5 protein-coding genes are annotated in these 12770 nt (G+C 36.6%); 1 reads left to right on the top strand and 4 read right to left on the bottom strand.

Annotation, left to right across the window (positions count from 1 at the left end):
- Positions 1–2: 2 nt before the first annotated feature.
- Positions 3–1265: an MFS transporter gene (locus ACLPIE_RS19635; protein WP_430263408.1), complete on the bottom strand. Its 1263-nt coding sequence runs from the start codon at positions 1263–1265 to the stop codon at positions 3–5.
- A gap of 215 nt (positions 1266–1480) precedes the next feature.
- Between ACLPIE_RS19635 and ACLPIE_RS19630 the strand changes: the two genes are divergently transcribed.
- Entirely contained in the window at positions 1481–2356 is an 876-nt protein-coding gene (locus ACLPIE_RS19630; RefSeq protein WP_430263407.1) for a helix-turn-helix domain-containing protein, read from the top strand.
- Between the two features lie 8 nt (positions 2357–2364).
- Here the strand turns inward: ACLPIE_RS19630 and ACLPIE_RS19625 are convergent, their stop codons facing one another.
- From ACLPIE_RS19625 to ACLPIE_RS19615, 3 genes are all read right to left on the bottom strand, one after another.
- On the bottom strand, positions 2365–3606 hold the full coding sequence (locus ACLPIE_RS19625; protein ID WP_430263406.1) for a M20 family metallo-hydrolase: 1242 nt from the start codon (positions 3604–3606) through the stop codon (positions 2365–2367).
- A gap of 443 nt (positions 3607–4049) precedes the next feature.
- Complete coding sequence (pbpC, locus tag ACLPIE_RS19620; RefSeq protein WP_430263405.1) at positions 4050–6464, bottom strand: penicillin-binding protein 1C; 2415 nt, start codon at positions 6462–6464, stop codon at positions 4050–4052.
- Between the two features lie 20 nt (positions 6465–6484).
- Positions 6485–12388: an alpha-2-macroglobulin family protein gene (locus tag ACLPIE_RS19615; protein WP_430263404.1), complete on the bottom strand. Its 5904-nt coding sequence runs from the start codon at positions 12386–12388 to the stop codon at positions 6485–6487.
- Positions 12389–12770: the final 382 nt, after the last annotated feature.

Below are 12770 nucleotides of genomic sequence, written 5' to 3'. Positions count from 1 at the left end.
AATTACTTTAAAGAAACGCCTTTGCTCTCTTTTATTAAGAATACTGTTGCAATAATGTCGATGACATAAATTGACGCGAGTAAGGCTATTGCATAGGTGAAAGAATAAGTTGTCGCAAGTAAACCGACGATAAGTGGTCCTGTCGCGCCAACACCGCGGCCAATATTGAATAAAATATTTTGCGCAGTTGCGCGAATTTCAGTTGGGTAGTTTTCAGAAATAAGTACACCGAATCCAGCTAACATGCCATTAACGAATAACCCCATTAAAGCGCCAGCAAACAGTAATATTGTAGGGTCTGTTAATTGGGTGTACACCAGAACCATAACAAAAGCGCCCAGTTGATAGGTAATGAAAATGGGTTTACGGCCAAATCGGTCAGACAATCGACCAAATAGCCAAATGCCTATTCCCATGCCGATAATCGTTACGGCCGTCCACACACTTGATTTACTTAATGAGAAACCTAAGTTGTTCGCCATGAATGTGGGGAGCCAGATCATCAGCCCGTAATAACCAAAATTTTGCACGGAGGTCAAAATGACAATGCCAATTGTCGTTTTTGTGGTTGCTTTATCGGCAAATAAAAGCTTTAACGAAAATTTGTTTTTGACTGATTGGCTTCTTTTGGCTTTAAGAAAAATCTCGGGCTCGCGTAAGCGGCTGCGCATGATAAAAGCAATAACCGCAGGAACGAGTCCAACTAAAAACATCCCTTTCCAGCCAATCAACGGAATTAATAATGGTGGTAAAATGGCGGCCATTAACACACCAGATTGCCAACCTAGCCCAACATAAGATGAGGCTCTAGCTCGTTTTTTCGCAGGCCAAGCTTCGGCAACTAATGTCATGCCTATTCCAAACTCGCCCCCCATTGCGAAGCCAACAAAAAATCGGTAGATCAATAAGTCTGTGTAACCAACTGAAAAATAACACAGTGTAGTAAATACCATATACAGTGCTATTCCCCATTTTAGGGCAAATACACGACCATATTTATCACTGATGATGCCAAAAGAAACACCTCCTGCAACCGTCCCCAGTAATGACCAGCTCACCAGTGCCCCTGCTTCTGTCGGAGTGACTGACAGTGCTACAGTAATTGCAGATATCAAAAAGCCAATCATCAATAAGTCAAAACCTTCAACCATATAACCTGTTATTGATGTGCCTACGGTCTTTAGTTGATAATTTCTCGATTCTCCCTCCTCAGATGGTGTGGCTGAAGGTGAACTCACATTCAGTATGGGGGCGGAATTTTTCATACAATTATCCTTATATTACTCAATAAGATAGAGTTGAGCTCACAACGTTATATTGCGATTAATTTGTTGTTTTTGTGTATTAATTTAAAAATATATTGGTTTAAAGTTTAATTAACATTATTGAAATATATTCTTTTCTTTGATTACAAATTTAACAGATTGAAGAAAGAGAATTTGTTTTGTAAAATAAGAATAAATTCACATAACAGATAATTATGAAGAATAATCCTATTAACTACATATCTATCGGTAATCGCCTTCGAGCCTATCGTATAGCTGAATCCTTAAGGGCAGAGCAAGTTGCCGAAAATTTGGGAATTTCTAGAGCCGCCGTTTATCGTTTAGAAAAAGGCGAAATTGTAAAAATAGAAACCCTTGAAAAACTTGCTGATTTACTTAACACTTCCCTTTCAAGTTTATTAGGAGTCAGCTCTGAGTATTATTCAAATGCTGATGGTTTTTTTGAACGAATGCGTCAACTAGAAGACTCGTCAGAGAAAATCTATGCGCACTTTGAGCCATTCTCATATCTATTAACATCTAAAAATTACGATACGTATCTTGCAAAAATGCTAATGGATTCTGCACCTAAAGGCTTATTATCAGAAAAGCAACGTTCGACTCTTTCAATTTTAGAAGAGCGTAAAAATACTATTAATAGTCGGCCCCCAAGATTATTTAATCTTATTAGCCTTCAATCTATTCAACGAATATTACATACGGGCTTAGTTGGATCTTTAAATTTACCGCCAAGTACAAAAATAGACCGTATATTACAAGCTCGAAATGAATTAATTCATTTAATTAATATTATCGAAGGAAAACAACATCTGGCAAATATTGCTATTTCAATAAAAACTATTCCATCTTTAACATTTCAAATATTTTATAACCAACAGGGTGCTTCATCTTTAGCCGTTAGTCCCTTTAGACTAGGTGAGTTTCCTAATATTACTAATGGCATAGCCTCTGTCACTAATTCGGAAGAAGCAATTTCGCGCTATAGACATCTGTTTGATAATCTTTGGGAACATGCAGCCAAAGGTGAAGATGCCATTAATTTACTAAAAAGAACACTTGATGATTATTAATCTATTTTTTATTTCGCCAATGAATAAAGTGTTTCCTTTAATAAATCTGCTGCAATAATAATATCATTAAAATCGGTAAACTCATCGGGGTGATGACTAATCCCATCTTTTGACGGCGTAAAAATCATTGCTGTAGGAAATTTTTTAGCCATATTCATCGAGTCATGACCAGCACCACTTATCATTTTCAAATGGTTAATTTTTTTATCTAAGCAAATTTGTTCGATGACCTGACAAATATCTTGATTAAGCTTAACTGGCTGCTCAGATGATATTTCTCGAATTTTTATTTCAACGTTATTATCTTGTTGTGATTTTATTATCGAACGGTGCAAACTTTCAGCTACTCTATTAATTGAATCCGTCTCAATGCCGCGAATGTCGACTAAAAATTTCACTTCGCCAGGGATGACATTCATTGAGTTAGGGTAAACATTTAATTTACCAATTGTACCGACAGTCCCCCAGTGTGCTTCTTTACACGCAGCTCGATTTAGGTCGTCGATAATTGCTGCACTTGCTACCAAAGCGTCATGGCGTTGATACATGGGGGTCGCACCTGAGTGATCTGCATGACCATTAACCTCGATATTATAACGTGTTGGGGCGGCAATACCGTTAACAATTCCAACTGTTTTTTTCTCTAGTTCAAGGCGTTTACCTTGTTCAATATGGAGTTCAACGAATGCACTAAAATAATTATCAGGTAATTCACATTCTTCTATTTTATTGCTTTGATAACCTGCTTTGTCGATAACATCAAAAAAATTGTCCCCCTCATCGTCACAATTTAGCACCCATTTCTCTTTGTCTACTTCACCCAGTAACACTTTGCTTCCAATACAAGAAAAACCAAATCGGCTCGATTCTTCTGCTCGAAAAATAATTAATTCTAAGTCGTGGGTGAGCTGCTGTGGTTTAAATTGCATTAAGGCATAAAACCCTGCCAAGACACCTAACGCACCGTCGTAAGCTCCTCCGTTTGGTACTGTATCTAGGTGGGAGCCCGTTCCCACGGCAGGTAAGTCAGAACACTTTCCGGGTAAACGACAAAATACATTTCCAACCGCATCTTGGCGTACCGAAAAACCTGCTTCTTTCATTATTTCAACCATATAACTATGTGCGCTTTGGTCTTCTTTTGAATATGCTAGTCTTGTAATGCCTTTTTCATCTGGTCGTGCAGAAAAGCTTTTTAATTTTTCAAATACACTTTTCATATCTTGCATAGAGAAGTTTTGTCTATCCATGTGTACCTCATTTTCTATAAATACTGCCATAAATTCAGTCTAAAAAATGATACTCAACAGGTAAAGAACAATAAAAAAACATATTAAGAACTAGTTTTTTACATTTTACTGATTTAAATGAAGCCTAAATTGACTAAAAAAACCACTCAAATCTAAAAAATGATACTGTTGAAATAAAAAAATAAAACAGCTGGAAAATTGATCTGTTTTTAAATCACTATCTTGTTTCTACCTGTTAAGACTCAACAAGTCAAATATGTCTGTTTAGCAATTTAATATTCTATGATGTTTATCACAATAACTTAGGTTGTTATATTTTTTGTATGAATGCTATTGTTAACTTTAGGCTGGTATAAATGCTTTAATGGTGACGAAAAATTTTCTTTTTAGATTTTTTGAAGCATATTGTCAGCCAATCAATTAAAAAATTCATTGAAAGTGACTTATTGATTAGGTTTATCAATAACACCAATAATATCGACTTGTACATTTCGTATATCTGCCTTTCCTTTGTCGTCAACTGCACGTATTTGATATTGTCCACTAACGGTAGGTTTCCATTCAATTGTTTGTTTACTTGTACTGCTGCCGATATAAGCATCATTCACAAACCAGTAGACAACACTGCTATTATTATCTGTTGTTGCATTCAAAACGATCGATGTCGTCGTGGCTTCTGTTCGTCTAAAGGTATATGTAGTATTACTCAATGGTGAAATAATTTTGGGTGGTAAGCCTGTAATTGCCGATTCACCATTTAGACAATGGGCCGTAGATGGTGGCTTTTTTTTACTTAATCCGGCGAGCTCAAATACTTTTGCTAGATCTGATGGCCAATATTCGAAGATTTCAATATTTACGTCGCTTTTATTGTAGGGCGGACAGACAACCTCACCTGTGATTTTATCAATGGCAACGGGTCGATAAATTGTATCGATTTTAATAGGTGATTTACCTGGTATAAACCAAGTTTTTCCTCGACGTTGACACCAAGGTGATGGTAGGTTGCCACTCGCTAAACACACATCTTCTTGCTTGAGGTTTTGAGGTTGTTCAAAGGACGGTTCTTTCAGATTGGGATATTCCGCTATAATATTATCAATGATATTAAAAAATAGGGGGGCAGCTGCTTCAGCACCAATGAATGCGCTATTGCCTTTGTTATCAAAATTTCCTAGCCAGACAATTAAAACATAGTTTCCAAAAATACCACTGCTCCACGCATCACGAAATCCCCAAGATGTCCCTGTTTTCCAATAAACAGGTAATGCCATCGATTTTTGCGCTAAGGTAGAACCCGGCCTTCGGTGTTGCGCTAGCATATCTAATGTTATAAAGCTGGCCTCTTCACTTAATAGACGAATGGGCTTTTCTATAGGCGTTGATTGATCAAAACGTAGGGAACGAAGCTCCCCCCTGTTAGCTAAAATTCCATATAATTTTGCCAGCTCTTGCGCAGTGATTTCTCCTCCTCCAAGTACCAATGACAGTCCATAATGGCTTTCACTTGCCATATTGTTTACACCACTAGCTTGCAAAAATTGGTATAAATTAGGTGATTTTAATTGAGATGAGATTTCTACCGCTGGAATATTTCGGCTATAATTCAAAGCATTAGTTGCAGAAATAGGGCCTAAGAATCGTAAATCAAAGTTTTCGGGGTGATAGTTACCAAAGCTGGTAGAAACATCTTTTAAAATGGTCAGTGGATGCAAAATCCCTTGATCTATGCCGAGTGCATAAATAAAAGGTTTTAAAGTAGAGCCTGGCGAGCGTTTTGCATTTGTTCCATTGTTCTGCCCTAGTATCCTTGCATTATAATAGTCTGAGGAGCCTACTAGCGCGCGAATGCCCATATCTTGGGTATCAACCAATAATACCGCCGCATTATGTAAACCAATATGCTGATGTCGTTCAATAAATGCATCCACTTGCCTTTCGACGAGTCGTTGCAGATCGGCATCAATAGTTGTTGTAATAACCTGTGATTTATCAGTGTTATATCGATTACTTTGTATTAATTGTTCAATGAAATGAGGAGCGATATAAGGCATTTTTTCTGGTTGGCGTAAAACCAACGGTAACTCAAATAAAGCAGCTAGAGCCCTATCTTGAGGATGTTCCTCCAACCAATGATGGAAAAGACGATTACGTGCCTGAGTAAGCGTTGGGCTAATTTCATGTGTATTAGGCTCAATTCTGTAACTGGGGGATTGAGGCAATACCGCTAAAGTTAAAGCTTCAGGTAATGTTAGGTCAATCGGCTTTTTATTAAAGTAGATGAGGCTTGCCGCGCCGATACTTTCGATATTACGGCCATAAGGGGCATAGTTAAAATAAGCCTCCAAAATGTCCTTTTTGGAATAACTTAACTCTAGTTGTATAGCACGAAGGATTTGCAGAGATTTGCCTTTAATCGTTCGAGTATTTAGTTGCCAGCGCATACGTGCTAGCTGCATCGTCAGTGTTGAACCACCTTGTAGGCGTTGGCCAAATACATAACTGACAAAGAATCCCCGCCCTAAACTATAAGGGTTGAATCCGGGATGGTAGTAAAAAAAACGGTCTTCATAGCGCATTACTCCATCAACGACTAGCGGAGAAATATCGTCAAGTTTTGTCCAGAGTCGATAGCGGTCATCATTGGCTAGTGTTAATCGCATTAATTGACCATTTTTATCATAATAAACGGTAGATAAAGGCAGTCCCTCATTCAAAGAAGGGTGTGGCCAAAGACGAAAACACAAGCAAAATAATGCAAACAAAAAAAATAACATTAAGATATTTTGAATAAGGCGTTTGCTTCTCACTATTTTTGGGGAGTAAGAAGCATCGCCTTTTAAGCCGGATTGATTCATCGGTTATTTATCAAAATTTATTATTTATCATTATCCATAGCGGATTTACTGGTGCTATCGGGTAACGTTACAGTCAGTGAACCGTTACTTACTGCTAATGCTTGAACTTTACGATCATACATAGCTTCACCATATGCAGCTGGGATAGCGTAAACACCTGTATTAGTAGCTTTTATTTCATAAACATACTCTTGGACATTACTTTTTGCTCGGCCATAGAGAATAATTCTATCTTCCCGAACATCGCTATAGTCGGTATACCAAATACTCCCCTGTGCCGGTTTAGGTGAAGGCCATTTAGCCTTACCATTGTTGGTGTTGAGTGGCTGTTGAACGATTTCAAAACCCCCCGGCAATAAATCAACCACGACAATATCATTTACGCCTTCTTTACTATTTGCACGAACTTTAATATGAACATACAGTTTTTCACCTAAAGTTACTGTATTAACCACTTGACCTTTTTTATTAATATACTCACGAGTGATTTCGAGTCCTTGAGAAATAGATTGCGTAGGAGGCGTATTATCAAAGCCTGCTTGAGTCACTACATACCAAGCTGGATTATCCGTAGGATTGTTTAACGTAATTGCTTGAGTTTCTGCTGGAAATTGACCGAAAGCCGTCGCATTTTCCATTGTTGAAATTAAACTCATTGGATTATTTTTCGTTTTAATATTGATTGTCAACTTGCCTTTGTCACTCGAAGCGCGTTGGATCTGTTTAGTATAATATTCCAGCGCCAAAATACTCATGGCTGATGAGTGTGTTGTATAGCGTTGATCTTTCATTTTCAACACCATATTCTCAAGCAACTGAGGTGGGATTTGTTCCGCTTTTTCTGGGAAATGGCGGACGATTAAATATAAGCGGATACTATCTTGCACTAATGGGTCTAAGAAATTTTGGCTCCACCAGGCTTTATCATATGCATGACTTAAATCATCCCAAGTAGGTTTTAATAATGTCTCAGCTTGGCTATCCATTTTTAGCATTTTATATGAAGCAGCTAAATATAAAGCACCAATATCATTTTTCCAACTATCGGCATAATGAGTCTGCATACGAGTCTGAATGTCAGACAACATATTCGTCGTCACTACCCCTTGACGGGTTAGCAAATAAGTTGCAAATGCTCGATACCTCAGTTCATGCAGATTATTATATGTCGTATTAGCCGCTAATTTTTTCAAATAACCATTAGCTGTTGTTAATAAAGTCCTAGAAACAGGGTAGTTAGCCTCTTTAGCTTCTAATAAAAATTGAACTACATATAAAGTGACATACGGATCTGCATTTGGTGTGGCGCGCCAATCACCAATCATGCCTTGCCCATTTTGGCGGGTTAATAAGGTTGTAAGTGTTTGATCAATTTGTTGGTTTATCTGACTTTGAGTCAATCTATTTTTCATTTCAGGATTATTATGCTGAAATAATAATGGTATTGCCTGACTTGTGATTTGTTCTGAGCAATTATAAGGGTAATCTGCAAGGTATTGAGATAGCCCATTACTTAACACTAACGGTGAATACGAAACGCTAGCATTTCGTACTGCATAATGATCAAACATTTGACGAATGTCACTGAGAGTTTGTTGTTTTCCCTCCATTCGGCCAATGGCTGAACTGCTTCGATATGCAGCTGCGGGACGAATTGATAAATTAACTGTACGAGTTGTCGATTTATCCCCTGATTTTACCATAAAAGTTATTGGGGCATTTCCTAACGTTGCGTTAGCTTTCAATTTAAAGGTTACGACCCCTTCTTGTTTTTCTCTTAACGATATTTGCTGTACATGTTTCTCAATAACCTCTAAGGACGCCTCTGTCGATAGCGTTGCATCAATTAATGATTTTTCACCATTCAAATTGGCAAGGTTATTCGAAATACCTAGTGTGACATCAAATATGTCTCCCGGAGAGACCGTCGTTGGAATATTGGGGCTTAATACGAAATCATCGCGAACGACTGTTGATGATTGAGTATGTCCAATACGGTTTTGTGTAACAGTAACAGCCATAACTCTAATTTTGCCATTAAAATAGTTGGGAACCTTATATTCAAAAGTTGCTTCACCGTTTACATCCGTAATACCAGACCAATAAGCAACGGGTTCATCTTTTTTACGTTTGAATGGATTTAAATGCAATTCAACGTCTTCTCCTGCATCACCTCCTGGAGCAGATTTTTGATTTAGTTTATTAAATTCAGGCAAAATTAAATCTAAAATTTGCATACTTTGCACTTCAAGTGAACGCTTACGGAAGAAATAATCGAGTGGATCTTTAAATTGGTAATTAGCAACTTGCAAAATCCCCTCATCAACCGCAAAAATAGCCACTTTCTGTTGTTTATCCGTATTAACTTTAATGGCCAAAGTTTCACCTGGTTTAATAATTTCAGGGACATCAAGCTTAACGTTGGCTTGGAATGCGGAATGATTCACGTTGAATGGCTTAATACCAAAACTAAGTGGGCTCATTAATATTTCATCAGAGTTAATATCTCGAATAAATTGCACATTAACATAGCCATTTCCTGTTAATTGCTCAGGAACACGAATTTTTTGTACTGAATTAGTTGTCGAAGCTTTAAACCATGTCCAGTGGTATACTTTGTCTCGTTCAATAGTAATAATTCCACTGCCTGCATATGGTGCATTAATTGATATTTCAATATCCTCACCGGGTTTATAGGTATCTTTATTTAATGTCAGCTTCAATTCTGCGTTACGATCTAACGAGCGAGTTATATTTGCGTTGCCAGCAATAGAATAATGAACTCGGTTTAGTATATTTCCATCTGCGTTTTTCACTAACAAAATATAGTTGCCTGGCATTTGAGTATTGAGAACATATTCATTGCCTGCTTGATCGATATTTAATGATGTTTTACTAACAAGTGTTTCTTTTAATTTCGATTGGTATTTAAAAACACCAGAATTTTGGCGAGTTAGCACAGAAATATATTTTTGTTCTAGGATCTCAAGGGATAATCCTTGCTGTGCAATTTGATTTAGCGTTGGATCAATCGCAATAACATGCAATTTTCTTAGTGCATTCTGGTTAATATAGTTTAATGAACCATCTGCTTTTATTCCAACTAAATAATCATGAGGAGAGACTAAAACTCTCGCTGTTGCCATGACTGAACGGCCGCTTCCAGCCTCAAATGCTTCTGAAAATAACTGCATTTGATAGGTTGCACCATCATAGGATTTTAATCCTAGATCAATGGTTGCTTTACCGTTTTCGTCGGTTTCCCTTGCTTCTAAATCCATTTCAAAATTATTCTGATTACGACGGCTCTGGTTGAACATGTAATTTTTATACTGAGAAAAACTAGGATAAACCGGACGTAAAGTCAGTTTGGACATCACTCGTCTATCTTGAGCAGGGGTACCAAAGAGATTTTGTACATCAATTTGTGCTTTTAATTCATCGGGTTTTACCCAACCATGCGACCTATCTGGTGTTAAATTAATCGCAACTTTCATCGTATCAGGTTCAAATTCTTTCACTGTAATCGTAGTGCTACCTAACAGACTATCATTTGAATCATCTTTACTCACCAAGTAAAGATTAATGTTCCAATCCCCCGTAGGTGCGTTTTCGGAAGTTGTATAACTTAATTCATTAAAACCAAAATCATTTAATTGGATTGATTTAGATAGCATTAAGGTATTACGTGGGTCACGCACTTCAATACGTAACGGAATTCCCGCAGTGGAGGTTTTCCAATCATGTGTACGAGTTATTAGACCAATATTAAAACGATCTCCAGGGCGATAAACACCTCGGTCAGAAAATAGATAGCTATCTAAAGTTCTAGGATCAAGAGGCGTTTCGTCTCCATATATATCAAAACGTGAGAGATCTAATCGTCTATCATAATTAGCACTTGTTGGTAAAAATGAAACATCTCCCTCTTTTTCTACTAAAAACATTACTGCTGTTTGTTCATTACGAAAATCATTTAAGGGAGAGAATGCAACATGACCACCTGCATCTGTAATTTGGCTTAATAAAGTTGTTCCATTTTTGGCTATTACAGAAACTTTAGCTCCAGTAACCGGTTCTCCGGTATAAATAGATTGAACGAATACATCACGAGAACCATCTATCGATGTTTTAGCAATAATCCCTAAATCTGTCACAACGACAAATCGGGAATCGCCATAATCGCTTTCACTCTCATAATCTTCGTTATTTTCAGGAGCCCATTCACGCAGTGTCAACAAGAATATACCGTGTTTGCTGTTTGGGTTTTTACTTAAATATTGACTTAAATCTATACCTTTATATTGAATTTCACCCTCATTATTTTTATTTAATGTTGTCTGATATTTAAAGTGTTCAGTGAAGTATTCATCATTTAAGCGATTAAAATTTATAGAAGTAAATTTTTTTTCTTTAAAAGAAACTACATGATGTAATTGATTGGGAATAACACGTTTTATATCTAACTGTAACCCCGCTAAATTACGACTCGCCACCGTGATGTGTTTCTCTCCTTTCATTGAAAGCAAGGAGCCTTCTGATATAAAATTTAATAAGATAGGGTAGTCAGGTACGCGGACAATTTTTAAGTAGTCATTTTTTAAATGATAACCACCAACGGAAGCGATCCCTGCGGGGATTTGTACGAGTAGAAAACGATTTGCTGGCGCTTTATATGTAAAGCTAAATAAAGATTGCATTTCGCTTTCATTATCATTCATTTTTATGGTCAGTTCTTCTGATTTATCTAATATTTTGTCGCTAATATCATCCATAGTCCAATTATAAGGGATGTTTTTACGATTTTTTTCTTCAGGATTAATAACGGGAAGTAACCTAACTTTTATACCAGAAAGTTCTTTTTCATTAATTTTATCGTTTAAAGAGATCAACAACGCACGAGAGTCTTTACCTTCCGCCGTTTTTACCAGCTTACTGTCAACGCTTGTGATTTTTAAGTTGTATATACTCGGAATAACGACTTTAAATTCTTTTATTTCTGCTGTGCTATTTGCTGAAACAGTTGATTGAATTCCTTTATTAATAGTGAGAATTGCTTCGCCAGCAATATTCTTTGGCTCTAATAACTCGGAGTGAACCCATGCAGTCAATTTTTTATCATCATAATTAACGGTATATTTTAATTTTTTATTATCTGCATAACGAATATTTAGGTTTTTTTCAAAACTCTGTACATTGATTGGCGCATTAAATGCTAATGTATATATGACGTGCTTTTTAAGGGGATCTTGAGGATCTTGATAAAACTCCTTTTGATTTAAACGGTAACTAAAATCTGGAGTTTTAACATGATAACGTTTTTTATTTACGGTAACTTGAGGTGCTAATAGTTCTTCATCATTTATTTCAATCAAGAATTCTTTACCCATTGGCAATGCTTTTTGGGCCGTAAATGTTAATATCCGATCATTACGCCATACCCACTTCCCTTCAATTGCGGGAGTTATTTTTAGGCCGTTGGTAGTTACTTTTCCAATCATTTCTATTGGAGCGGAAGGCCTAGAAAAAACCAAAGAAATAGTTTGTGAGGGCTGAGTCTCTTTTTTATAATCAATGGCTCTTGGCTCGACGACTCGAATTGTCGCGTTTTGTACTACGATTGGCGCGACTTCAATAGGTTTTGCTCTGTTTAAATAGCTATGATATCCATAATAGCTTCCCCATGACACGGCTATTATACCGATGAGAAAACACAATATACTTTTGGGATATTCAACACATCCGTTTTCTAGTCTTTTTAATTGATTCGCAGTAAAAACTACCCAAGTTGGTGTAGTCCATTGAATATTTCCTACGATAGGGCGCAATATAAAACCAATTAAACGCAAAATTAATACAAAGATCCTACCAATAACGCGAATTAGTAAAAAAGGTTGACGAAGCAAAAAACGTAAAATATCCATAATATACCGTCCTTTAGACCCCAAATTATTCAGACTAGCCACGTTACTCAGATCAAAATGACTTTAAAAATACTAAAAAGCCATCAATAAACTGTCGCTACACACAAATTGAGTTTAATTTTATGAGCGATAAAATATAATATCATTTGAATAATATGTTTTATTATTTTAAGAATTTTCTTTAAGTATATAAATTATGGTGTTTTTACTTAGTTTATATGACGGTGCAATAAAGCGATAAAGTTGCATCTTAGTCAATGAGCTAAATGTTAAACTTGTTAATAAAACGGTAAGAAAGAAGTATTTATTGAGGCTAGATGATTATCGTGCCACATAACATTTATTGAAAATTAAAATGCGCAGGGAGAGAATAAAAGAGGCG

This window comes from Providencia sp. Me31A, from assembly GCF_050487165.1.
Lineage (GTDB): Bacteria > Pseudomonadota > Gammaproteobacteria > Enterobacterales > Enterobacteriaceae > Providencia.
This window is presented reverse-complemented; position numbering and strand designations above follow the sequence as displayed.

Excerpts from the sequence above, each read along its gene's own strand:
- ACLPIE_RS19635 (WP_430263408.1), bottom strand. The coding sequence starts at position 1,265 with ATGAAAAATTCCGCCCCCATACTGAATGTGAGTTCACCTTCAGCCACA.
- ACLPIE_RS19630 (WP_430263407.1), top strand. The coding sequence starts at position 1,481 with ATGAAGAATAATCCTATTAACTACATATCTATCGGTAATCGCCTTCGA.
- ACLPIE_RS19625 (WP_430263406.1), bottom strand. The coding sequence starts at position 3,606 with ATGGATAGACAAAACTTCTCTATGCAAGATATGAAAAGTGTATTTGAA.
- pbpC (WP_430263405.1), bottom strand. The coding sequence starts at position 6,464 with ATGAATCAATCCGGCTTAAAAGGCGATGCTTCTTACTCCCCAAAAATA.
- ACLPIE_RS19615 (WP_430263404.1), bottom strand. The coding sequence starts at position 12,388 with ATGGATATTTTACGTTTTTTGCTTCGTCAACCTTTTTTACTAATTCGC.